Genomic DNA, 22,192 nt, shown 5'->3' with positions numbered 1-22,192 from the left:
GCTCGCGGCAGAGCAACAGAGCCCTGCCGCCCCAGGCGTCCCATACCGTCATCATGGCAGAAACACCGCAGACAGGTGCCGCTTCGCGAGCTCCTCCTCGCCGCCGTCCGGCGCGGTCAGCACCCAGACACCGCCGTCGACGATCGCCACGGTGTGCTCCCAGTGCGCGGCGCGTGCGCCGTCGGCGGTGACCACCGTCCAGTCGTCGCCGAGGACGACCGTCTCGAGGCCGCCTCGGGTGATCATCGGCTCCACCGCGAGGCACATCCCCGGTCGCAGCCGGGGACCGCGCTGCCGGGTGCGGTAGTTGAGGACGTCGGGCGGCTGGTGCATGGCGCTGCCGATGCCGTGGCCCACGTAGTCCTCGAGGATCGAGTACGGCCCGTCGCCCGCCGCGGTTCGCGCGCTGACAGCGTCCTCCACGGCGCTGCCGACAACCCCGAGCCGCTCGCCGGTGGCCAGTGCCGCGATGGCGTCCCACATCGCGTCACGGGTGACCTCGCTGAGCGCGACGTCCGCCGGGTCGGCCTCGCCGAGGATCATCGTGAAGGCCGCGTCGCCGTGCCAGCCGTCGACGACGGCGCCGCAGTCGAACGAGACGACGTCACCGTCATCGAGCACCCGGCTGCCGGGGATGCCGTGGACGACCTCCTCGTTGACCGAGATGCACACGTGAGCCGGATAGCCGTGGTAGCCGAGGAAGTTCGACGTCGCCCCGGCGCCCTCGAGGACGCCACGCGCGACGTCGTCGAGCTCAGCGGTCGTCACTCCCGGGGCCGCCGCGTCGCGCAGCGCCGCGTGGATGTCGGCGACGACCAGCCCGGCCCGCCGCATCACGCGGATCTGGTCGGGGGTCTTGTACTCGATCCGGTCGCCGCCGAGCATGTCAGTGCTGCGGTCGCAGCACGGCCAGCAGCCGTGCCGTGACGTCCTCGACCGAGCCCATCCCGTCGACCCGGCGCAGCAGGCCGCGCTCCTCGTAGTAGCCGGCGAGCGGCGCGGTCTGCTCGTGGTAGACCTCGAGCCGGCGCCGGATGACGATGTCGGTGTCGTCCGCCCGGCCCTGCTCGGCCGCGCGGCCGAGCAGGCGCTGGACGACCGCCTCGTCGTCGGCGGTGAGCTCGACGACGGCGGTCAGCGCCGCGCCGCGCTCGCGCAGCATGAGCTCGAGCTCGCGGACCTGGTCGAGCGTCCGCGGGTACCCGTCGAGCAGGAACCCGTCAGCGGCGTCCGGCTCGGCGAGCCGGGCACGGACCATCTCGTTGGTGACCTCGTCGGGCACGTACTCGCCGGCGTCCATGTACCGCTGGGCCCGCTGGCCGAGCGCGGTGCGCTCAGCGACGTTGCTGCGGAAGATGTCGCCGGTGGAGATCGCCGGCACAGCGAGCTCGCCACTGATCCGGGCCGCCTGGGTGCCCTTGCCGGCACCGGGCGGACCGAGGAGGACCAGACGCTGGCTCATCGCAGGAACCCTTCATAGTGCCGCTGCTGGAGCTGGGAGTCGATCTCCTTGACGGTCTGCAGACCGACGCCGACGACGATGAGGATCGACGTGCCGCCGAGTGCGAAGCCCACCGAGTCGTCGAGGTTGAGGCCGGCGAAGATGATGACCGGGATGATCGCGACGAGGCCCAGGTAGAGCGCGCCCGACGTCGTGATCCGCGAGGTGACGAACTGCAGGTACTCGGCCGTCGGCCGGCCCGCCCGGATGCCCGGGATGAATCCGCCGTAGCGCTTCATGTTGTCCGCGACGTCATCAGGGTTGAAGGTGATCGACGTGTAGAAGAACGTGAAGAACACGACGAGCACGAAGTAGATGACCATGTACAGCGGCGCGCTCGGCGAGAGCAGGTTGACGGTGATCCACTGGACCCAGCCGGAGGTCTGGTCACCGAACTGCGCGAACAGGCCGGGCAGTGCCAGCAGCGAGGACGCGAAGATCACCGGGATGACACCGGCCATGTTGATCTTGATCGGCAGGTAGGTGCTCGACCCGCCGTACATCCGCCGGCCGACCATCCGCTTGGCGTACTGAACCGGTACCCGGCGCTGGGACTGCTCGACGAACACCACGATGAGGGTGATGACCAGTAGCAGGGCGACGACGATCGTGACGTTCGCCAGACCGTTGACGGCCGCTCCGACCGACCACAGCGCCGACGGGAAGCCCGAGGCGATCGAGGTGAAGATGAGCAGCGACATGCCGTTGCCGACGCCACGCTCGGTGATGATCTCGCCCAGCCACATCACCAGACCGGTGCCGGCCGTCATCGTCACGATCATGATGACGATGGTGAGGATGGAGTCGTCCGGGATGAGGGGCACCGGGCAGCCGGGCAGCAGGTTGCCCGATCTCGCCATGGTGATCATCGTCGTCGACTGCAGGACGGCGAGGAAGATCGTCAGGTAGCGGGTGTACTGCGTGAGCTTGGCCTGGCCTCCCTGGCCCTCCTTCTGCAGCGCCTCGAAGTGCGGGATGACCGCCCGAAGCAGCTGCACAATGATGCTCGCGGTGATGTAGGGCATGATGCCCAGCGCGAAGATCGAGAGCTGGAGGAGAGCGCCGCCGCTGAAGAGGTCGACGAGGCCGATGAGGTCGTTGGAGCCGCCGACCAGGTTCAAGCACTGCTGCACGTTCGGGTACGAGACGCCCGGGGCTGGGATGAACGACCCCAGCCGGAAGACTGCCATGATCCCGAGCGTGAAGAGCAGCTTGCGCCGCAGGTCAGGCGTACGGAACGCCTGGGCGAATGCGCTGAGCAAACTTCCTCCTGCTTACGTCGTCCCGCATCGTAGCGAGACCGGATGGGCCGGGGTGTACCTTACCTGGTCCTGATGACCTGGCGGTGACACCCACGGTTGCTGAGACGACAAGGGCGGCCCGAGAACTCCGGACCGCCCTTGACGGCAGCTCAGGCCTGGGTCAGTGACCCGCCGGCTGCTTCAATCTTCTGCTGTGCCGACGCCGACCAGGCGTCGACGGTGAGGTCCAGCTTGACGGCCAGCTCGCCGGTGCCGAGCACCTTGACGAGCTCACCGCCGCGCACCGCACCCTTGGCGACGAGGTCCTCGACGGTGACGGTGCCACCCTCGGGGAACAGCGACGCGAGCCGGTCGAGGTTAACGACCTGGAACTCGGTGCGGAACGGGTTCTTGAAGCCACGGAGCTTGGGCAGCCGCATGTGCAGCGGCATCTGCCCACCCTCGAAGCCGGCGGGAACCTGGTAACGGGCCTTGGTGCCCTTGGTCCCGCGGCCCGCGGTCTTGCCTCGACGACCACCCTCACCGCGGCCCACCCGGATCTTGGTGCTCTTGGCACCCGGGGCGGGACGGAGGTGGTGGAGCTTGAGCGGACGCGCCGCGTTGGCGTCGGTCCCCTCTGCTGCCTTCTTGGAATCGGCCATGGTTACTTGACCTCCTCGACGCTGACCAGGTGGGCCACCGTCGTGATCATGCCGCGGAACTCAGGGCGGTCCTCACGCACGACGCTCTGGCCGATGCGTCGCAGCCCGAGGGACCGCAGAGTGTGGCGCTGGTTGTCCGTGCCACCGATGGTGGACTTGGTCTGGGTGACCTTCAGCTGAGTCATCAGGCACCAGCCCTTCCGGCGCCCTGGGTCAGCTTCTCGTCACGGTTCTTCGCCTCGCCCAGGGCGCGGTTGCGCAGCATGACTGCCGGCGCGACGCGCTCGAGCGGGAGCCCGCGGCGCGCGGCCACGGCCTCCGGCTGCTCGAGGTCCTTGAGGGCCTGAGCGGTGGCGTGAACGATGTTGATCGCGTTCTCCGACCCGAGCGACTTGCTCAGGATGTCGTGGATACCGGCGCAGTCGAGCACGGCGCGCACCGGACCACCGGCGATGACCCCGGTACCGGGAGCGGCCGGACGCAGGAACACCACGCCGGCTGCGGCCTCGCCGGTGACGGCGTGCGGGATCGTCTTCTGGATCATCGGGACGCGGAAGAAGTTCTTCTTCGCCTCCTCGACGCCCTTGGCGATCGCCGCGGGCACCTCCTTGGCCTTGCCGTAGCCCACGCCGACGGTGCCGTCACCGTCGCCGACGACCACGAGGGCGGTGAAGCTGAAGCGACGCCCACCCTTGACCACCTTGGAGACGCGATTGATCGTCACCACGCGCTCGATGTACTGGTTCTTGTCCTCCGGCCCGCGACGGTTGTCGCCACGGCGACCGCCCTGGCGGTCTCCGCCGCCGGTGCGCTCGCCGGTCCCGCCGGCGGCACCGGTCCCACCGGCGCTGCCGGTACCGGAACCGGAGCCGGTCCTGCTTCGCTGCGGTGCAGCCATCAGATGTTCCTTTGCTCTCGTGCGTTGACCCTGGTCACAGGCGCAGCCCGCCCTCGCGGGCGCCATCGGCCACTGCTGCGACCCGCCCGTGGTACTTGTTGCCCCCACGGTCGAAGACGACCTGCTCGATGCCTGCTGCCTTGCCGCGCTCGGCAACGAGCTCGCCGACCTTGCGGGACTTGGCAACCTTCTCGCCGTCGTCCCCGCGCAGGTCCGCCTCGAGGGTCGAGGCGGAGGCCAGCGTCGTGCCGGTCGTGTCGTCCACCAGCTGCGCCACGATGTGACGCGAGGACCGGGTGACGACCAGACGGGGACGCTCGGGGGTGCCGTGGATCCGCTTGCGGACGCGGCCGTGGCGGCGGGCACGCGCAGCGTTCTTGCCCTTGCCCTTGACGGACAGTGCCATCACTTACCTGCCTTTCCGGCCTTGCGGGTAACCTGCTCGCCCGCGTAGCGCACACCCTTGCCCTTGTAGGGCTCGGGCTTACGGATCTTACGGATGTTGGCGGCAACCTCACCGACGAGCTGCTTGTCGATCCCGGAGATCGTCAGCTTGTTGTTGCCCTCCACCTGGATGGTGATCCCCTCGGGAGGGGTCACCGACACCGGGTGGGAGAAGCCGAGCGCGAGCTCGATGCCCTGGCCCTTGGCCACGGCGCGGTAGCCGGTACCGACGATCTCGAGCTTCTTCTCGTAACCCTGGGTCACCCCGACCACGCAGTTGTGGATGAGCGTGCGGGTGAGGCCGTGGAGGGAGCGCGACTCGCGCTCCTCGTCGGGCCGGGTGACGACGATGGTGCCGTCCTCGTCCCGCGACGCCGCGATGGGCGCGGGGATGGTGTGGCTGAGCGTGCCCTTGGGGCCCTTGACCGTGAGCAGCGCGCCGTCGATCGTGACGTCGACTCCTGCGGGGACCGGGACCGGAACCTTACCGATTCGAGACATGGTTACATTCCTCCCTGGTCACCAGACGTAGGCGAGGACTTCCCCACCTACGCCCTTGTTCTCGGCCTCGCGGTCTGTCAGCAGACCCGAGGAGGTGGACAGGATCGCCACACCCAGGCCACCAAGGACCCGGGGAAGGTTGGTGGACTTCGCGTAAACGCGCAGTCCGGGCTTGGACACCCGGCGGATGCCGGCGAGCGAGCGCTCGCGCTGCGGGCCGAACTTGAGGTTCAGCGTCAGCTTCTGTCCTACCTGGGCGTCCTCGACGACCGAGCCGGCGATGTAGCCCTCGGTCTGGAGGATCTCGGCGATAGCCGCCTTGAGCTTGGAGTACGGCATGGTCACCGACTCGTGGTACGCCGAGTTGGCGTTACGCAGACGCGTGAGCATGTCTGCGATGGGGTCTGTCATTGTCATCGGGCGTCAGCCCTTCCTCGTCGGGGTTTCCTATCCGGACCTACGACGTAGTCGTTTACCAGCTGCTCTTGGTCACGCCGGGGAGCTGGCCCGCCAGGGCCATCTCCCGCAGGCAGATGCGGCACAGTCCGAACTTGCGGTACACCGAGTGCGGACGTCCGCACTTCTGGCACCTGGTGTAGCCGCGAACCTTGAACTTCGGCTTGCGGTTCGCCTTCTGGATCAGCGCAGTCTTGGCCACGTCAGTTCTCCTTGAACGGGAAGCCGAGGTGCTTGAGCAACGAGCGCCCCTCTTCGTCGGTAGTGGCCGTGGTGACGACTGTGATGTCCATGCCACGCACCCGGTCGATCTTGTCCTGGTCGATCTCGTGGAACATCGACTGCTCAGTGAGACCGAAGGTGTAGTTGCCGTTGCCGTCGAACTGCTTGGGCGACAGCCCACGGAAGTCGCGGATGCGCGGCAGGGCGGTGGACAGCAGACGGTCCAGGAACTCCCACATGCGGTCGCCGCGCAGCGTCACGTGGGCGCCGATCGGCTGGCCCTCACGCAGCTTGAACTGGGCGATGGACTTGCGGGCCTTGGTCACCTGCGGCTTCTGGCCGGTGATCACCGAGAGGTCACGGATGGCGCCCTCGATGAGCTTGGAGTCACGCGCGGCGTCGCCGACACCCATGTTCACAACGATCTTGGTCAGCGTTGCGACCTCGTTGATGTTGGGGTGGGCAAACTCCTCGCGCAGCCCGGCGATGATCTCCTCGCGGTAGCGCTGCTTCAGACGCGGCAGCTGCGTCGCGGTTGCGGTGTTCTCGCTCATGCTCAGATGTCCTTACCGGAGCGCTTGGCAACCCGGATCCGCTGGGTGCGGGTGCGTCCGTCGCGCTCGACCGTCTCGGTGCGGATCCCGACCCGGGTGCCCTTCTTGGACTCCGGGTCGACGACCATGACGTTGCTGGCGTGGATCGGGGCCTCGATCGTCTCGATGCCACCGGTCTTGGCGCCGCGGCCGGACTGACCGACCTTGGTGTGGCGCTTGGCGCGCTGGACACCCTCGACGACAAGACGGTCGCGCTCGATGTCAATCTCGAGCACCCGACCCTGCTTGCCCTTGTCACGACCTGCAATGACGACGACGAGGTCGCCCTTCTTGATCCGAGCCATCTCAGATCACCTCCGGAGCCAGGGAGACGATGCGCATGAACTTCTTGTCGCGCAGCTCGCGGCCCACCGGGCCGAAGATGCGGGTTCCGCGCGGCTCGCCGTCAGCCTTGAGGATGACGGCGGCGTTCTCGTCGAAGCGGATGTAGGAACCGTCAGGACGACGACGCTCCTTGGCGGCACGGACGATGACCGCCTTGACGACGTCGCCCTTCTTGACGTTGCCGCCGGGGATGGCGTCCTTGACGGCGGCGACAATGACGTCGCCGATACCGGCGTAACGCCGGCCGGAGCCTCCGAGCACACGGATGCACAAGATCTCCTTGGCCCCCGTGTTGTCGGCGATCTTAAGTCGCGACTCCTGCTGGATCATTCGATGTACTCCTGTCGTCGTGCTGGTTCTCGGCTCGCGCCGAGCCTTGCCGAACGGATGATGGACTTGAGGTGGCTACTTGGCCTTCTCGACGATCTCCAGGATCCGCCAGCGCTTGGTCGCACTCAGCGGGCGGGTCTCCTGGATGCGGACCAGGTCGCCCACGCCGGCCTCGTTGGACTCGTCATGCGCCTTGACCTTGCTGGTCCGGCGGATGACCTTGCCGTAGAGAGCGTGCTTGACGCGGTCCTCGACCTCGACGACGACGGTCTTGTCCATCTTGTCGGACACGACATAGCCGCGGCGGATCTTGCGGTCGTTACGAACGACCGCGGCGTTCTCAGTGGTTGCGGAATTCTCGCTCATGGCCTCGTTCACTTCTCGTTGCTGGGAGCGGTGCGGATACCGAGCTCGCGCTCGTGCACGATCGTGTAGATCCGGGCAATGTCGCGACGCACGGCCTTGAGGTTGCCGTGGTCCTCGATCTGACCCGTCGCCGAGGAGAAGCGCAGCTTGAACAGCTCTTCCTTGGCCTTGCCGAGTTCCTCGGCCAGCTTCTCGTCGGTCATCCCGTCGAGGTCGTGGGCGAAGCGCCCCTTCGAACCGATGGCCATCAGCCTTCACCACCTTCACGACGAACGAAACGAGTCTTGAGCGGGAGCTTGTGCTGCGCGCGGGACAGGGCCTCGCGGGCGAGCTCCTCGTCGACACCGGCCAGCTCGAAGAGCACGCGGCCGGGCTTGACGTTAGCGACCCACCACTCGGGTGAGCCCTTGCCCGAACCCATGCGGGTCTCGGCGGGCTTCTTGGTCAGCGGGCGGTCGGGGTAGATGTTGATCCACACCTTCCCGCCACGCTTGATGTGCCGGGTCATGGCGATACGCGCGGCCTCGATCTGCCGGTTGGTGACGTACGCGGGCTCGAGAGCCTGGATCGCGAAGTCGCCGAACGAGATCTCGGTGCCGCCCTTGGCCACGCCGGAACGGCGCGGGTGGTGCTGCTTGCGGAACTTGGTCCGCCGAGGGATGAGCATGACTCAGGCCTCCGTTCCTGATTCGGCGGGCGCTGCGGCCGGAGCCTCGGCGGCAGGAGCGCCGCCGGTCTCGGACTGCTCGCCCTGACGGGGGCCACGACCGTCGCCGCGGCGACCGCGGGGGCGCTCGGCGCCGGCGGCGCGACCACGGCCACGAGGGGTGGCGTCGGCCTGCTCGCGGGCGAACTCGCGCTCGGTCTGGTCACCCTTGTAGATCCACACCTTGACGCCGATGCGCCCGAAGGTGGTGCGGGCCTCGAAGAAGCCGTAGTCGATGTTCGCGCGCAGCGTGTGCAGGGGAACTCGTCCCTCGCGGTAGAACTCCGAGCGGGACATCTCGGCGCCGCCGAGACGGCCCGAGCACTGCACCCGGATGCCCTTGGCGCCGGCGCGCTGGGCGGACTGCATGCCCTTGCGCATCGCACGACGGAAGGAGACACGGCTGGCGAGCTGCTCGGCGATGCCCTGAGCGACGAGCTGAGCGTCGATCTCGGGGTTCTTGACCTCGAGGATGTTCAGCTGCACCTGCTTGCCGGTGAGCTTCTCCAGCTCGCTGCGCAGGCGGTCGGCCTCCGCACCACGGCGGCCGATGACGATGCCCGGCCGGGCGGTGTGCAGGTCGACGCGGACGCGGTCACGCGTGCGCTCGATGTCGACCTTGGAGATACCGGCACGCTCGAGGCCCGAGGCCATGAGCTTGCGGATGGCGACGTCCTCGCGGACGTAGTCGCGGTACCGCTGCCCAGGCTTGGTGCTGTCGGCGAACCAGCGCGAGCGGTGGTCTGTGGTGATGCCGAGCCGGAACCCGGTCGGGTTGACCTTCTGACCCACTATCGGGTCCTCCCCTTCGTTCCAGCGGCAACGGAGACCGTGCCGTTCTTGGTGAGTTCGCCCACGCGGACGGTGATGTGGCTCGTCCGCTTGAGGATGCGGTTCGCGCTGCCCTTGGCCCGCGGTCGGAACCGCTTGAGCGTGGGGCCCTCGTCAACGAACGCCTCGAGGACGACGAGCTTGTTCTCGTCGAACGCCTCGCCGGCCTGGTCGGCCTTCACACGTGCGTTAGCGATCGCGCTCTCGACGAGCTTGCGCACCGTCTCGGCTGCCGCCTGCGGGGCGAACCGCAGTACGGTCACGGCCTCGGTGGCGCGCTGTCCGCGGATGGTGTCCACGACGCGGCGAGCCTTGAGGGGCGTGACGCGCACATATCGCGCCTGCGCCTTGGCTTCCATCGATTCCTGCCTTACTTGTCGGATGTTCGGGGTGCTGGGTTGGCCGGTCGCGTCAGCGACGGCGGCCCTTGCGGTCGTCCTTGTCGTGCCCGCGGTAAGTGCGGGTCGGGGCGAACTCCCCCAGCTTGTGGCCGACCATCGACTCGGTGACGAAAACCGGCACGTGCTTGCGGCCGTCGTGGACGGCGAAGGTGTGACCCAGGAAGTCGGGGGTAATAACCGACCGACGGGACCAGGTCTTGATGACGTTCTTGGAACCGGACTCGTTGGCGGCGTCCACCTTCTTGAGCAGGTGGTCGTCGACGAACGGACCCTTCTTCAGGCTGCGAGGCATCTCGTCGCTCTCCTACTCTCAGCGCTTCTTGCCGGTACGCCGGCGGCGCACGATGAGCTTGTCGCTCGGCTTGTTCGGACGGCGGGTACGGCCCTCGAGCTGACCCCACGGGCTGACCGGGTGGCGTCCACCGGAGGTCTTGCCCTCGCCACCACCGTGAGGGTGGTCGACGGGGTTCATCACGACACCGCGGACACTCGGGCGCTTGCCCTTCCAGCGCATGCGGCCGGCCTTGCCCCAGTTGATGTTCGACTGCTCGGCGTTGCCGACCTCGCCGATGGTGGCGCGGCAGCGGGCGTCGACGTTGCGGATCTCACCCGAGGGCATCCGCAGCTGAGCCATGGTGCCTTCCTTGGCCACGAGCTGCACCGAGGTGCCGGCCGAGCGGGCGATCTTCGCTCCGCCACCGGGCCGCAGCTCGATGGCGTGGAGGACGGTACCGACCGGGATGTTGCGCAGCGGAAGGTTGTTGCCCGGCTTGATGTCCGCGCCGGCACCGTTCTCGATGAGCGCACCCTGCTTCAGCTTGTTCGGCGCGATGATGTAGCGCTTCTCGCCGTCGGCGTAGTGCAGCAGCGCGATGCGCGCCGTGCGGTTGGGGTCGTACTCGATGTGAGCGACCTTGGCGGGAACGCCGTCCTTGTCGTGGCGACGGAAGTCGATGACACGGTACGCACGCTTGTGACCGCCACCCTTGTGACGGGTGGTGATACGGCCGGTGCTGTTGCGGCCACCGCTCTTGCTGAGCGGGCGGACCAGCGACTTCTCCGGCTGCGAGCGGGTGACCTCGACGAAGTCGGCCACGCTGGAGCCGCGACGGCCCGGCGTTGTCGGCTTGTACTTACGGATTGCCATGGGTTTCGATCCTCAATCTGCCCAGCGAGCGGCGGTCAGCCGGCCACTTCGCCAAAGATGTCGATGGTGCCGTCGCGCAGCGTGACGATCGCGCGCTTGGTGTCCTTACGCTTGCCCAGACCGGTGCGGGTTCGACGAATCTTGCCCTGGCGGTTGGCAGTGTTCACCGACGTGACCTTGACGTCGAAGATCGCCTCGATGGCGTTCTTGATCTCGGTCTTGTTCGACCGGGGGTCCACGAGGAAGGTGTACTTGCCCTCGTCGATCAGGTTGTAGCTCTTCTCGGAGACCACCGGGGCGAGAATGATGTCCCGCGGGTTCTTGTTGTGCTCGACGCTCACTTGGCTTCCTCCTCGCGCGGCGTGGTGGTGCCGAGGAACTCCTCGAGCGCCGCGGCCGTGAAGACGACGTCGTCGTTGACGAGGACGTCGTAGGTGTTCAGCTGGTCGGACCAGATGAGGTGCACACGAACCACGTTGCGCAGCGACTTGACGGTCAGCTCGTCGTCGCGCTGGACGACGACGAGGACGCGGCGATCGGCGATGACGTTGTTGAGCGCTGCCAGTGCCGAGGCGGTCGAGGGCGTCTCGCCGGTGACGAGCTCGGAGACCACGTGGACGCGGCCGGCACGAGCGCGGTCGGAGAGCGCACCGCGCAGGGCGGCCGCCTTCATCTTCTTCGGCGTCCGCTGGCTGTAGTCGCGCGGCTGCGGGCCGTGGACGACGCCACCGCCGGCGTACTGCGGGGCGCGGATCGAACCCTGGCGGGCGCGACCGGTGCCCTTCTGGCGGTACGGCTTCTTGCCACCGCCGCGGACCTCGGCACGCGTCTTGGTGGACGCGGTGCCCTGCCGGGCAGCGGCGCGCTGGGCGACGACGACCTGGTGGATCAGGGGCACGTTGGTCGCGACGTCGAAGATCTCCGCGGGCAGCTCGGTCGTCCCGGTGGACTTCCCGGCGGCGTCGACGATGTCGACGGTCTGCGTGTCAGCCATGTCAGGCCCCCTTCACAGCGGTACGGACCACGACGACACCGTACTTGGGGCCAGGAACGGCACCCGCGACGAGGAGGAGTCCCCGCTCGGCGTCGACGGCGTGGATCGTGAGGTTCTGGGTGGTCTGGCGGTCGACGCCCATCCGGCCGGACATCTTTTTTCCGCGGAACACGCGACCGGGGGTCGCGGCGCCACCGATGGAACCGGGCTTGCGGTGGTTACGGTGCGCACCGTGCGACGCGGGGGCGCCGCCGAAGCCGTGACGCTTCATGGTGCCGGCGAAGCCCTTGCCGCGGGTGGTGCCGACGACGTCGACCTTGGCGCCGGCCTCGAAGGCATCGGCGCGCAGCTCCTGACCGACGGTGAATCCGTCGTTCTCGGAGGTGCGGATCTCGGCAACGAAACGACGCGGCGTGGTGCCGGCCTTCTCGAAGTGGCCCTTGAGGGGCTGGGTGACCTTGCGCGGGTCGATCTCGCCAAAGGCGAGCTGAACCGCGCTGTAGCCGTCGGTGGACTCGTCGCGCAGCTGGGTCACCACGTTGGTGCCCACCTGTACGACGGTCACCGGGACCAGTCGCCCGGCGTCATCCCAGACCTGGGTCATGCCGAGCTTCGTGCCGAGCAGCGCCGTGACGGGCGCGCTAGCAGCCTGCTTGGAAAACTTTGTCATCGCGGGAATCCTCAGAGCTTGATCTCGATGTTGACATCGGCCGGGAGGTCGAGACGCATGAGCGAGTCAACCGCCTTGGGCGTCGGGTCGATGATGTCGATCAGCCGCTTGTGCGTCCGCATCTCGAACTGCTCGCGGCTGTCCTTGTACTTGTGCGGTGAACGAATGACGACGAAGACGTTCTTCTCCGTCGGCAGCGGCACCGGACCCACGACCGTCGCACCAGCGCGAGTCACCGTGTCGACGATCTTGCGCGCCGAGCTGTCGATGACTTCGTGGTCGTAGGACTTGAGCCGGATGCGGATCTTCTGTCCCGCCATGGCGTCGTCTAACCTCTCTCGTACCGCTTCTGACTACCGACCCCCGCACTCGGGCGTGTCGCGCTGGGCGAACATCCCGGCCGCGGTGCATCCTGCGGATGCGGGGCCTGTACTTGCATGTGGAGCCTGGGCGCGGGGCCCGACTCGGCAGTTTGACTCCTGGGGCACTTGACCCCAGGCAACCGGTACAGTCTGCCAGACCGATCCCCCTCATGGCGAATCGATCCGGCGCTCACCGGTGTGGTCTTGGTCATCACCGGTACAGGTACGGGCGACAACATCGGCAACGTCCCACACTGCCCCGATCCTGGCGGCACGAGAGACGTTCCGGGACACGTTCCCGGCTGCACCACCCTACCAGCCATCCCCCACCCCGCAAGAGCCACCCCCTCGCCGCGAGAGCAGGGTTGTCACCCACAGCCGACTTGTCACCCACAGCAGACTTGTCCCCACCGCCGACTTGTCCCCGACAGCAGGATTGTCACCCACAGCAGACTTGTCCCCGACAGCAGGATTGTCACCCACAGCGGGATTGTCCACGAGGGCGCACCTCACCGGCCACGGCTACTGCGAGCTGCGTATTGGGCATCTCCGACGACAATCCTGCTCTCGCGCACGGGGGCGAGACACACGCACGAGGGCGAGACCCGGCGCCGTCGAAAATCCCGCTCTCGCGCACAATCCCGCTCTCGCGCACCAGGGCGAGACGCACGCACGGGGGCGGGGAGCGGCAGCGTGGACAATCCCGCTCTCGCGGATGTGGGGGGCGGGGCGGAAATGGGGGTGGGGCGGGGTGGGAACGACTGAGGGCCTGGCGGCATGGCCGCCAGGCCCTGAGCGTGAAGCTGGTGGCTGCCTCGCGGGCAGCCGGTGCCGGACTCGCGTCCGGCGGTGGATCACTTGATGATCTTGGTGACCCGGCCGGAGCCGACGGTGCGGCCACCCTCGCGGATGGCGAAGCCGAGGCCGTCCTCCATCGCGATGGGCTGGATGAGGTTCACGGTCATCTCGGTGTTGTCACCGGGCATGACCATCTCGACGCCCTCGGGCAGCGTGACGATGCCGGTGACGTCCGTGGTACGGAAGTAGAACTGCGGACGGTAGTTCGAGTAGAACGGGTTGTGACGCCCGCCCTCGTCCTTGTTGAGGATGTAGACCTGAGCCTCGAAGTCGGTGTGGGGGGTGATCGAACCCACCTTGGCGACGACCTGGCCGCGCTCGACCTCCTCGCGCTTGGTGCCACGCAGGAGCAGTCCGACGTTCTCGCCGGCCTCGGCGGTGTCGAGGAGCTTGCGGAACATCTCGACGCCGGTGACGATCGTCTTGGTCGACTTCTCCTTGATGCCGATAATCTCCACCTCCTCGTTGACCTTGAGGATCCCGCGCTCGACACGGCCGGTGACGACCGTCCCGCGCCCGGTGATGGTGAAGACGTCCTCGACCGGCATGAGGAACGGCTTGTCGACGTCGCGCTCCGGCTGCGGGACGCTCTCGTCGACGGCGTCCATGAGCTTCTCGATGGACTCGACCCACTTGGCGTCGCCCTCGAGGGCCTTGAGGCCCGAGACCTGGATGACCGGGACGTCGTCGCCGGCGAAGCCCTGGCTGCTGAGCAGCTCGCGGACCTCGACCTCGACGAGCTCGAGGATCTCCTCGTCGTCGACCATGTCGGACTTGTTCAGCGCGACGAGGATGTACGGAACGCCGACCTGGCGGGCGAGCAGCACGTGCTCACGGGTCTGGGCCATCGGGCCGTCGGTGGCGGCGACCACGAGGATCGCGCCGTCCATCTGGGCCGCGCCGGTGATCATGTTCTTGATGTAGTCAGCGTGACCAGGGGCGTCGACGTGCGCGTAGTGGCGCGCCTCGGTCTGGTACTCGACGTGCGAGACGTTGATCGTGATGCCGCGCTGACGCTCCTCGGGAGCGTTGTCGACCTGGTCGTACGAGCTGAACGTGTTCAGCTCGGGGTACTTGTCAGCCAGCACCTTCGAGATGGCAGCGGTCAGCGTCGTCTTTCCGTGGTCGACGTGACCGATGGTGCCGATGTTGACGTGCGGCTTCGTCCGCTCGAACTTTGCCTTCGCCACTTGGGTCCTCCTGGGACTCGGGTAGTTGTCTGCTCGCCGCCAGGTGCTTACGGCGCCTGCCGGCCAGCATGTCCTACGGGTCGGTTTGTGTTGTGGGGTCGTACTGGGTCGACCTGTGGGACTTACTCGCCCCGGGTCTTCTTGATGATCTCCTCGGCGACATTCCGAGGAACCTCGGCATAGCTGTCGAACTGCATCGAGTACACCGCGCGCCCCTGGGTCTTCGACCGCAGGTCACCGACGTAGCCGAACATCTCCGACAGCGGCACCAGGGCGCGAACGACCTTGATACCAGTCGCGTCCGTCATGGACTGAATCATTCCACGACGCGAGTTGAGGTCGCCGATGACGTCGCCCATGTACTCCTCGGGCGTACGCACCTCGACGTCCATCACCGGCTCGAGGAGGACGGGGTCCGCACGGCGGATGCCCTCCTTGAACACCATGGAGCCAGCAACCTTGAAGGCCATCTCCGAGGAGTCGACATCGTGGAAGCCACCATCGAGCAGCGTCGCCTTGACACCCACCATGGGGTAGCCGGCGAGCACACCGTTCTGCATGGCGTCCTGGATGCCGGCGTCCACGCTGGGGATGTACTCCCGCGGGATCCGGCCACCGGTGACCTTGTTCGAGAACTCGTACAGCTCGCCCTCGGCAGTGTCGAGGGGCTCGAAGCTCACGAGCACCTTGGCGAACTGGCCGGAGCCACCGGTCTGCTTCTTGTGGGTGTAGTCGACCTTCTCCGCCGCGCGGCGGATGGTCTCCCGGTAGGCCACCTGCGGCTTGCCGACGTTCGCCTCGACCTTGAACTCGCGCCGCATCCGGTCGACGAGGACGTCGAGGTGCAGCTCGCCCATGCCGCCGATGACGGTCTGCCCGGTCTCCTCGTCCAGCCGGACGGTGAAGGTCGGGTCCTCCTCGGCGAGCTTCTGGATCGCGGTGCCCAGCTTCTCCTGGTCGCTCTTGGTCTTGGGCTCCACGGCGACGTGGATGACCGGCTCCGGGAAGGACATCGACTCGAGCACGATCGGCGCGTCCTGCGCGCTGAGCGTGTCACCGGTGGTGGTGTCCTTGAGACCGATGAAGGCGTAGATGTGGCCCGCGTGGGCCTCCTCGACCGGGTTCTCCTTGTTGGAGTGCATCTGGAACATCTTCCCGACGCGCTCGCGCTTGCCCTTGGTCGAGTTGAGGACCATGTTTCCCTGCGAGACCTTGCCGGAGTACACCCGGACGTAGGTGAGCTTGCCGAAGAACGGGTGCACGGCGACCTTGAAGGCCAGGCCCGAGAAGGGCTCGGTCTCGTTGGCGGCGCGGGTGAGCTCCTCGTCCTCCTTGCCGGGGACGTGGCCGACCATCGGCGGCACGTCGAGCGGCGACGGGAGGTAGTCGATGACCGCGTCGAGGATCGGCTGCACGCCCTTGTTCTTGAACGCGGTGCCGCAGAAAACGGGGTAGGCCGCGCTCGAGACGGTCAGCGCACGGACACCGCGCTGGATCTCCTCGACGCTCAGCTCCTCCCCACCGAGGTACTTCTCGAGCAGCTCCTCGTCGGCCTCGGCGACCTGCTCGATGAGCAGCGCGCGGTACTCCGCGGCCTGCTCGACGAGGTCGGCGGGGATCTCCTCGACCACGTAGTCCTCACCGATCTGCACGTTGCCGCGCCAGGTGAGGGCACGGTTGCGCACGAGGTCGACGACGCCGGTGAAGTCCGACTCCGCACCGATCGGCAGCTGCATGACCAGCGGGGTCGCCTTGAGGCGGTCCTTGATGGTCTGCACCGTGTAGAAGAAGTCGGCGCCGATCTTGTCCATCTTGTTGACGAAGCAGATCCGCGGGACCTCGTACTTGTCGGCCTGGCGCCAGACGGTCTCCGACTGGGGCTCGACGCCCTCCTTGCCGTCGAACACGGCAACCGCGCCGTCGAGCACGCGCAGCGAGCGCTCCACCTCGACAGTGAAGTCGACGTGACCGGGGGTGTCGATGATGTTGATCTGGTTGTCGTGCCAGTAGCAGGTGGTGGCGGCGGAGGTGATCGTGATCCCGCGCTCCTGCTCCTGCTCCATCCAGTCCATCGTCGAGGCGCCGTCGTGCGTCTCACCGATCTTGTAGTTGATGCCGGTGTAGAACAGGATGCGCTCGGTCGTCGTCGTCTTACCGGCGTCGATGTGCGCCATGATGCCGATGTTGCGAACCTTGTTCAGGTCGGTCAGCACGTCAAGTGCCACAGCAGACTCTCTTCAGTCGATTTCGATCGGACGGCGTGGGAGCCGCGACTACCAGCGGTAGTGCGCGAACGCCCGGTTGGCCTCAGCCATCTTGTGAACGTCCTCGCGTCGCTTCACCGCGGCACCGAGGCCGTTCGAGGCGTCAAGGATCTCGTTCATCAGACGCTGGGTCATGGTCTTCTCGCGCCGGGCGCGGGAGTAGTCGACCAGCCAGCGCAGCGCGAGGGTGGTCTGGCGAGGGGTACGCACCTCGACCGGCACCTGGTAGGTGGCGCCACCAACACGACGTGAGCGGACCTCCAGCGAGGGGCGGACGTTCTCCAGCGCGCGCTTGAGGACGACGGCGGGGTCGCTGTCGGTCTTCTCCCGGACACCCTCGAGGGCGTCGTAGACGATCCGCTCGGCGGTCGACTTCTTGCCGTCCCGCAGGATGCGGTTGACGAGCTGGGTGACCACGGGCGACCCGTAAACGGGGTCGACGACCAGCGGCCGAGGGGCGATAGGTCCCTTGCGAGGCATTACTTCTTCTCCTTCTTGGCGCCGTAAAGGCTCCGAGCCTGCTGGCGACCACGCACACCCTGGGTGTCGAGCGCGCCACGAACGATCTTGTAGCGCACGCCGGGCAGGTCCTTCACACGACCGCCGCGGACGAGCACGATGGAGTGCTCCTGGAGGTTGTGACCCACACCGGGGATGTAGGCCGTGACCTCGATACCACTGGAGAGGCGGACACGGGCGACCTTCCGCAGGGCCGAGTTCGGCTTCTTCGGGGTCGTCGTGTAGACGCGGGTGCACACCCCGCGCCGCTGCGGGCTGCCCTTGAGGGCAGGCGTCTTCGACGCCGCGGTCTTGACGCTGCGGCCCTTGCGGACCAGCTGCTGAATCGTGGGCACTACATCTCCGTCTCGAGTGTTCTTCGTGGTTGTTCTGTCCGGCTGACCGGCGGGGCCGGCTCCGGTGTCCATCTCGGGGCACCGAGCCTGTTTCCCCTTGCCCCCGCGCTCGGGAGTGTCGCTCCCGATCCGTCCTGCAGCCGAGACCCGGAAGGGCCACGGTCGCCGGCGGGCGGCAACTGACCCCTTCGGATCGGCACCGTGCCAACCGATTCTCGCTGGTTGGAGCGGACCGTGCCGAAGCACGCGCGAGGGCCCGATGTCACGGGCACCGCCGACCAGAGTACTCTGCCGCGGTTTCTCACGTCAAAGCGTGGCAACTTGACGTCTGTCACGTTGCCGACGCCGGACGTGGTGCGGCGGCACCGCACTGGGTACCGCCGCACCACCCGGTGTCACGCGCCCCGGAAGTCCACGCCGAAGGAGTCCGGACCGAAGTCCAGCTCCTCGAGCATGAGCGGGTCCGAGCCTGCGGGGGCGAAGTCGAGCTCGCTGTAGCCGAGCCGGGAGAAGGCCTGAGCCTTCGCCTCGTCCGTCGGCTCGACATCCACGTTGCCGTACCGGGGCAGCCCGGTGCCGGCGGGGATGAGCTTACCGAGGATGACGTTCTCCTTGAGGCCGAGCAGCGGGTCACGCCGTCCGCTCATCGCCGCCTCGGTCAGCACCTTGGTCGTCTCCTGGAAGGAGGCGGCCGAGAGCCACGAGTCGGTGGCGAGCGACGCCTTGGTGATACCCATGAGCTCGGGACGACCGGAGGCGGGGATGCCGCCCTCGGCCACGGTGCGCCGGTTCTCGTCCTCGAAACGGCCACGCTCGCTCAGCTCACCCGGCAGCAGCCGAGAGTCACCGGAGTCGAGCACCGTCACGCGGCGAAGCATCTGCCGGACGATGACCTCGATGTGCTTGTCGTGGATGTCCACGCCCTGCGAGCGGTAGACCTCCTGGACCTGGTCCACGAGGTGCTTCTGCACCGCGCGGGGGCCCTGGATCCGCAGCACCTTCTTGGGGTCGACCGCACCGGCGACGAGCTGGCGCCCGACGGCGACGTGCTCGCCGTCCTCGACCAGCAGCCGCACCCGCTTGGAGACGGGGTAGGACAGGTCCTCCCCGCCGTCGTCGCGGGTAACGACGAGCTTGCGCGTGCGCTCGCTGTCATCGACCTTCACGCGGCCGGCAGCCTCGCTGATCGGCGCCTCCCCCTTGGGGGTACGGGCCTCGAACAGCTCCTGGACACGCGGCAGACCCTGCGTGATGTCCTCCGCGGAGGCGGCACCACCGGTGTGGAAGGTACGCATGGTCAGCTGCGTGCCGGGCTCACCGATCGACTGCGCCGCGACGATGCCGACGGCCTCACCGATGTCGACGAGCTTGCCGGTGGCCAGCGAGCGGCCGTAGCAGCGGGCACAGGTGCCGACGCGGGACTCGCAGGTGAGCACGGAGCGCACCTTGAGCTGGGTGACGCCGGCGCCGATGAGCTTGGCGATGAGCACGTCACCGACGTCCGCACCCGCCTCGGCGACGACGGTGCCGTCCGCGTCTGCGACGTCCTGCGCCAGGGTGCGGGCGTAGGTGCTCGTCTCGACGGTGTCGAGCCGCTGCAGCGCCCCGGTCGAGTCGGGCTCAGCGATGGCCATGGTCAGGCCCAGCGACGTGCCGCAGTCGTCCTCACGGACGATGACGTCCTGCGAGACGTCCACGAGACGACGCGTGAGGTACCCGGAGTCAGCGGTCCGCAGCGCGGTGTCCGCCAGTCCCTTACGAGCACCGTGGGTGGCGATGAAGTACTCGAGGACAGACAGCCCCTCGCGGTAGTTCGACTTGATCGGCCGCGGGATGATCTGGCCCTTGGGGTCGGCCACCAGGCCACGCATACCAGCGATCTGACGCACCTGGTGCCAGTTACCACGGGCACCGGACATGACCATCCGCAGGATGTTGTTGTCCTTCGGGAAGTTCTCCCGCATGACCTCGTCGACCTCGTTGGTCGCCTGGGTCCAGATGTCGATGAGCTCCGAGCGGCGCTCGTCCTCGCTACGACGACCGAGGTCGTACTCGCGCTGGACCTTCTCGGCCTTGACCTCGTAGCCCTCGAGGATCGCGGCCTTCTCGTCCGGCGTCACGACGTCGGAGATCGCGATCGTCACGCCCGAGCGGGTGGCCCAGTAGAAACCGGCCTCCTTGAGCGCGTCCAGGCTCGCGGCGACCTCGACCTTGGGATAACGCTCGGCGAGGTCGTTGACGATCCGGGACAGCTCACGCTTGCCGACGACCTCGTTGATGAACGGGTAGTCGATCGGCAGCGCGTCGTTGAACAACGCGCGACCCAGCGACGTCTCGAGCACCAGCGGCTGACCGGGCTCCCAGCCTTCCGGCAGAGCATGGCCCAGCGGCGGCACGATCTGCTCGAAGCGGATGTGGACGCTCGCGTCCAGGTCCAGCGCACCGGCGTCAAACGCCATGAGCGCCTCGGCGGGCGAGGAGAACCAGCGACCAGCACCCTTCGTCTCAGACCGCTCACCGGTGAGGTGATACAGCCCGATGATCATGTCCTGGGTAGGCATGGTCACCGGTCGGCCGTCCGACGGCTTGAGGATGTTGTTGCTCGAGAGCATGAGGATGCGGGCCTCGGCCTGCGCCTCGACGCTCAGCGGCAGGTGCACGGCCATCTGGTCACCGTCGAAGTCGGCGTTGAACGCGCCGCAGACGAGCGGGTGGAGCTGGATGGCCTTGCCCTCGACCAGCTGCGGCTCGAAGGCCTGGATGCCCAGGCGGTGCAGCGTGGGTGCACGGTTGAGCAGCACGGGGTGCTCGGTGATGACCTCCTCGAGCACGTCCCACACCTGGGTGCGGGAGCGCTCGACCATGCGCTTGGCGGCCCGGATGTTCTGGGCGTGGTTGAGGTCGACGAGGCGCTTCATCACGAAGGGCTTGAACAGCTCCAGGGCCATCGGCTTGGGCAGCCCGCACTGGTGCAGCTTGAGCTGCGGGCCGACGACGATGACGCTTCGGCCGGAGTAGTCGACACGCTTGCCGAGCAGGTTCTGCCGGAACCGGCCCTGCTTGCCCTTGAGCATGTCGGAGATCGACTTCAGCGCCCGGTTGCCCGGTCCGGTGACCGGACGGCCACGGCGGCCGTTGTCGAACAGCGAGTCCACGGCCTCCTGGAGCATCCGCTTCTCGTTGTTGACGATGATCTCCGGCGCACCGAGGTCGAGCAGCCGCTTGAGGCGGTTGTTCCGGTTGATCACCCGGCGGTAAAGGTCGTTGAGGTCCGAGGTGGCGAACCGGCCACCGTCGAGCTGCACCATCGGGCGCAGGTCCGGCGGGATGACCGGGACGGCGTCCAGGACCATGCCGAGCGGCGAGTTGTCCGTGGTGAGGAACGCGTTGACGACCTTGAGCCGCTTGAGGGCGCGGGTCTTGCGCTGACCGGTGCCGGTGGCGATGGTCTCGCGCAGCGAGTCGGCCTCGGCCTGCAGGTCGAAGGTCTCCAGACGACGCTGGATCGCCTCGGCACCCATGAAGCCCTTGAAGTAGATGCCGTAGCGGGCCTGCAGCTCGCGGTACAGCAGCTCGTCGCCCTCGAGGTCACCGACCTTGAGGTTCTTGAACCGGTCCCAGACCGCCGCGAGGCGCTCGAGCTCCTGGTCAGCACGACGGCGCAGCTGCGCCATCTCGCGCTCAGCAGACTTGCGGACCTTGTCGCGGGCGTCGGCCTTTGAGCCGGCGGCCTCGAGCTCGGCGAGGTCGGCCTCGAGGCGCTGCGCGCGGCCCTCGATGTCAGTGTCGCGCTTGCGCTCGACGTCGGACTTCTCGAGGTCCATCTCGTTCTGGAGGCTGTTGAGGTCCTCGTGGCGGCCGTCGTCGTCGACCTCGGTGATCATGTAGGCGGCGAAGTAGATGACCTTCTCGAGGTCCTTCGGCGCCAGGTCGAGGAGGTAGCCGAGGCGTGACGGGACGCCCTTGAAGTACCAGATGTGGGTGACGGGAGCGGCGAGCTCGATGTGGCCCATCCGCTCGCGACGCACCTTGGAGCGGGTGACCTCGACACCACAGCGCTCACAGATGATGCCCTTGTAGCGCACGCGCTTGTACTTGCCGCAGTTGCACTCCCAGTCCCGGGTGGGGCCGAAGATCCGCTCGCAGAACAGGCCGTCCTTCTCAGGCTTGAGCGTGCGGTAGTTGATCGTCTCGGGCTTCTTGACCTCACCGTGCGACCAGCCACGGATCTCTGATGCCGTGGCCAGTCCGATGTGGAGCTGGTCGAAGACATTGACGTCGAGCAAGGTTTCCTACTTCCTTCGGTGTGTCACCGTGTGGAATCCAAACATGGGGCCGGCGGGGCTGCCGTGGCCG

The 22,192-nt window shown here is 67.4% G+C and carries 30 protein-coding genes; all 30 read right to left on the bottom strand.

Annotation, left to right across the window (positions count from 1 at the left end):
• Positions 1–51: 51 nt before the first annotated feature.
• The gene (gene map, locus V2J52_RS07595) at positions 52–885 is read right to left on the bottom strand and encodes a type I methionyl aminopeptidase (protein WP_331227060.1); all 834 of its coding nucleotides are present in this window, start codon (positions 883–885) and stop codon (positions 52–54) included.
• A gap of 1 nt (position 886) precedes the next feature.
• Complete coding sequence (locus tag V2J52_RS07590; RefSeq protein ID WP_331227059.1) at positions 887–1,462, bottom strand: adenylate kinase; 576 nt, start codon at positions 1,460–1,462, stop codon at positions 887–889.
• Positions 1,459–2,763 carry a preprotein translocase subunit SecY gene (gene secY, locus V2J52_RS07585; protein ID WP_331227058.1) on the bottom strand — a complete coding sequence of 435 codons (1,305 nt, stop codon included), beginning with the start codon at positions 2,761–2,763 and terminating at the stop codon, positions 1,459–1,461. The genes V2J52_RS07590 and secY overlap by 4 nt, the downstream gene beginning before the upstream one ends.
• 149 nt (positions 2,764–2,912) lie before the next feature.
• Entirely contained in the window at positions 2,913–3,404 is a 492-nt protein-coding gene (gene rplO, locus V2J52_RS07580; protein WP_331227057.1) for a 50S ribosomal protein L15, read from the bottom strand.
• A 2-nt stretch (positions 3,405–3,406) separates the two neighbouring features.
• Positions 3,407–3,589, bottom strand: coding sequence for a 50S ribosomal protein L30 (gene rpmD / locus V2J52_RS07575; protein ID WP_331227056.1), 183 nt, complete (start codon positions 3,587–3,589; stop codon positions 3,407–3,409).
• Positions 3,589–4,302, bottom strand: a complete 714-nt coding sequence (gene rpsE / locus V2J52_RS07570) for a 30S ribosomal protein S5 (protein ID WP_331227055.1) — start codon at positions 4,300–4,302, stop codon at positions 3,589–3,591. Before rpsE ends, rpmD begins: the two co-directional genes overlap by 1 nt.
• A 34-nt stretch (positions 4,303–4,336) precedes the next feature.
• Complete coding sequence (gene rplR / locus V2J52_RS07565) at positions 4,337–4,708, bottom strand: 50S ribosomal protein L18 (RefSeq protein WP_331227054.1); 372 nt, start codon at positions 4,706–4,708, stop codon at positions 4,337–4,339.
• Complete coding sequence (rplF, locus tag V2J52_RS07560) at positions 4,708–5,247, bottom strand: 50S ribosomal protein L6 (RefSeq protein WP_331227053.1); 540 nt, start codon at positions 5,245–5,247, stop codon at positions 4,708–4,710. Before rplF ends, rplR begins: the two co-directional genes overlap by 1 nt.
• Before the next feature lie 18 nt (positions 5,248–5,265).
• The gene (gene rpsH, locus V2J52_RS07555; protein WP_331227052.1) at positions 5,266–5,664 is read right to left on the bottom strand and encodes a 30S ribosomal protein S8; all 399 of its coding nucleotides are present in this window, start codon (positions 5,662–5,664) and stop codon (positions 5,266–5,268) included.
• A 55-nt stretch (positions 5,665–5,719) separates the two neighbouring features.
• A complete protein-coding gene (locus V2J52_RS07550; RefSeq protein WP_331227051.1) occupies positions 5,720–5,905 on the bottom strand; it encodes a type Z 30S ribosomal protein S14 in 186 nt (61 codons plus the stop codon).
• Position 5,906: 1 nt separating this feature from the next.
• A complete protein-coding gene (gene rplE, locus V2J52_RS07545) occupies positions 5,907–6,479 on the bottom strand; it encodes a 50S ribosomal protein L5 (protein WP_331227050.1) in 573 nt (190 codons plus the stop codon).
• A gap of 2 nt (positions 6,480–6,481) precedes the next feature.
• The gene (gene rplX / locus V2J52_RS07540) at positions 6,482–6,823 is read right to left on the bottom strand and encodes a 50S ribosomal protein L24 (RefSeq protein WP_331227049.1); all 342 of its coding nucleotides are present in this window, start codon (positions 6,821–6,823) and stop codon (positions 6,482–6,484) included.
• A gap of 1 nt (position 6,824) precedes the next feature.
• Complete coding sequence (rplN, locus tag V2J52_RS07535; protein ID WP_331227048.1) at positions 6,825–7,193, bottom strand: 50S ribosomal protein L14; 369 nt, start codon at positions 7,191–7,193, stop codon at positions 6,825–6,827.
• Positions 7,194–7,268: 75 nt separating this feature from the next.
• Positions 7,269–7,559 carry a 30S ribosomal protein S17 gene (gene rpsQ / locus V2J52_RS07530; RefSeq protein WP_331227047.1) on the bottom strand — a complete coding sequence of 97 codons (291 nt, stop codon included), beginning with the start codon at positions 7,557–7,559 and terminating at the stop codon, positions 7,269–7,271.
• 8 nt (positions 7,560–7,567) lie between these two features.
• Positions 7,568–7,807, bottom strand: a complete 240-nt coding sequence (gene rpmC, locus V2J52_RS07525) for a 50S ribosomal protein L29 (RefSeq protein WP_331227046.1) — start codon at positions 7,805–7,807, stop codon at positions 7,568–7,570.
• On the bottom strand, positions 7,807–8,226 hold the full coding sequence (gene rplP / locus V2J52_RS07520; protein ID WP_331227045.1) for a 50S ribosomal protein L16: 420 nt from the start codon (positions 8,224–8,226) through the stop codon (positions 7,807–7,809). The genes rpmC and rplP overlap by 1 nt, the downstream gene beginning before the upstream one ends.
• Positions 8,227–8,229: 3 nt before the next feature.
• On the bottom strand, positions 8,230–9,057 hold the full coding sequence (gene rpsC / locus V2J52_RS07515; RefSeq protein WP_331227044.1) for a 30S ribosomal protein S3: 828 nt from the start codon (positions 9,055–9,057) through the stop codon (positions 8,230–8,232).
• The gene (rplV, locus tag V2J52_RS07510; RefSeq protein ID WP_331227043.1) at positions 9,057–9,455 is read right to left on the bottom strand and encodes a 50S ribosomal protein L22; all 399 of its coding nucleotides are present in this window, start codon (positions 9,453–9,455) and stop codon (positions 9,057–9,059) included. Before rplV ends, rpsC begins: the two co-directional genes overlap by 1 nt.
• Positions 9,456–9,507: 52 nt before the next feature.
• Positions 9,508–9,789: a 30S ribosomal protein S19 gene (rpsS, locus tag V2J52_RS07505; protein ID WP_331227042.1), complete on the bottom strand. Its 282-nt coding sequence runs from the start codon at positions 9,787–9,789 to the stop codon at positions 9,508–9,510.
• Positions 9,790–9,807: 18 nt separating this feature from the next.
• On the bottom strand, positions 9,808–10,644 hold the full coding sequence (gene rplB, locus V2J52_RS07500) for a 50S ribosomal protein L2 (RefSeq protein ID WP_331227041.1): 837 nt from the start codon (positions 10,642–10,644) through the stop codon (positions 9,808–9,810).
• Positions 10,645–10,679: 35 nt separating this feature from the next.
• Positions 10,680–10,985 (bottom strand): 50S ribosomal protein L23, encoded by a 306-nt coding sequence (gene rplW, locus V2J52_RS07495; protein ID WP_331227040.1) that lies wholly within the window; start codon positions 10,983–10,985, stop codon positions 10,680–10,682.
• A complete protein-coding gene (gene rplD / locus V2J52_RS07490; RefSeq protein ID WP_331227039.1) occupies positions 10,982–11,638 on the bottom strand; it encodes a 50S ribosomal protein L4 in 657 nt (218 codons plus the stop codon). Before rplD ends, rplW begins: the two co-directional genes overlap by 4 nt.
• A gap of 1 nt (position 11,639) precedes the next feature.
• The gene (gene rplC, locus V2J52_RS07485) at positions 11,640–12,308 is read right to left on the bottom strand and encodes a 50S ribosomal protein L3 (RefSeq protein WP_331227038.1); all 669 of its coding nucleotides are present in this window, start codon (positions 12,306–12,308) and stop codon (positions 11,640–11,642) included.
• Positions 12,309–12,319: 11 nt separating this feature from the next.
• Complete coding sequence (gene rpsJ, locus V2J52_RS07480) at positions 12,320–12,628, bottom strand: 30S ribosomal protein S10 (RefSeq protein ID WP_110852528.1); 309 nt, start codon at positions 12,626–12,628, stop codon at positions 12,320–12,322.
• A 354-nt stretch (positions 12,629–12,982) separates the two neighbouring features.
• Positions 12,983–13,168, bottom strand: a complete 186-nt coding sequence (locus tag V2J52_RS07475; protein ID WP_331227037.1) for a hypothetical protein — start codon at positions 13,166–13,168, stop codon at positions 12,983–12,985.
• 356 nt (positions 13,169–13,524) lie between these two features.
• Positions 13,525–14,718, bottom strand: a complete 1,194-nt coding sequence (gene tuf, locus V2J52_RS07470) for an elongation factor Tu (protein ID WP_331227036.1) — start codon at positions 14,716–14,718, stop codon at positions 13,525–13,527.
• A 122-nt stretch (positions 14,719–14,840) separates the two neighbouring features.
• Positions 14,841–16,943 carry an elongation factor G gene (gene fusA / locus V2J52_RS07465; RefSeq protein ID WP_331227035.1) on the bottom strand — a complete coding sequence of 701 codons (2,103 nt, stop codon included), beginning with the start codon at positions 16,941–16,943 and terminating at the stop codon, positions 14,841–14,843.
• 48 nt (positions 16,944–16,991) lie between these two features.
• A complete protein-coding gene (gene rpsG / locus V2J52_RS07460; protein WP_331227034.1) occupies positions 16,992–17,462 on the bottom strand; it encodes a 30S ribosomal protein S7 in 471 nt (156 codons plus the stop codon).
• Complete coding sequence (gene rpsL / locus V2J52_RS07455; protein WP_331227033.1) at positions 17,462–17,836, bottom strand: 30S ribosomal protein S12; 375 nt, start codon at positions 17,834–17,836, stop codon at positions 17,462–17,464. The genes rpsG and rpsL overlap by 1 nt, the downstream gene beginning before the upstream one ends.
• A 395-nt stretch (positions 17,837–18,231) precedes the next feature.
• The gene (locus tag V2J52_RS07450; protein ID WP_331227032.1) at positions 18,232–22,122 is read right to left on the bottom strand and encodes a DNA-directed RNA polymerase subunit beta'; all 3,891 of its coding nucleotides are present in this window, start codon (positions 22,120–22,122) and stop codon (positions 18,232–18,234) included.
• Between the last annotated feature and the right edge of the window lie 70 nt (positions 22,123–22,192).

The organism is Georgenia sunbinii (genome assembly GCF_036421875.1).
GTDB lineage: Bacteria > Actinomycetota > Actinomycetes > Actinomycetales > Actinomycetaceae > Georgenia_B > Georgenia_B sunbinii.
This window is presented reverse-complemented; position numbering and strand designations above follow the sequence as displayed.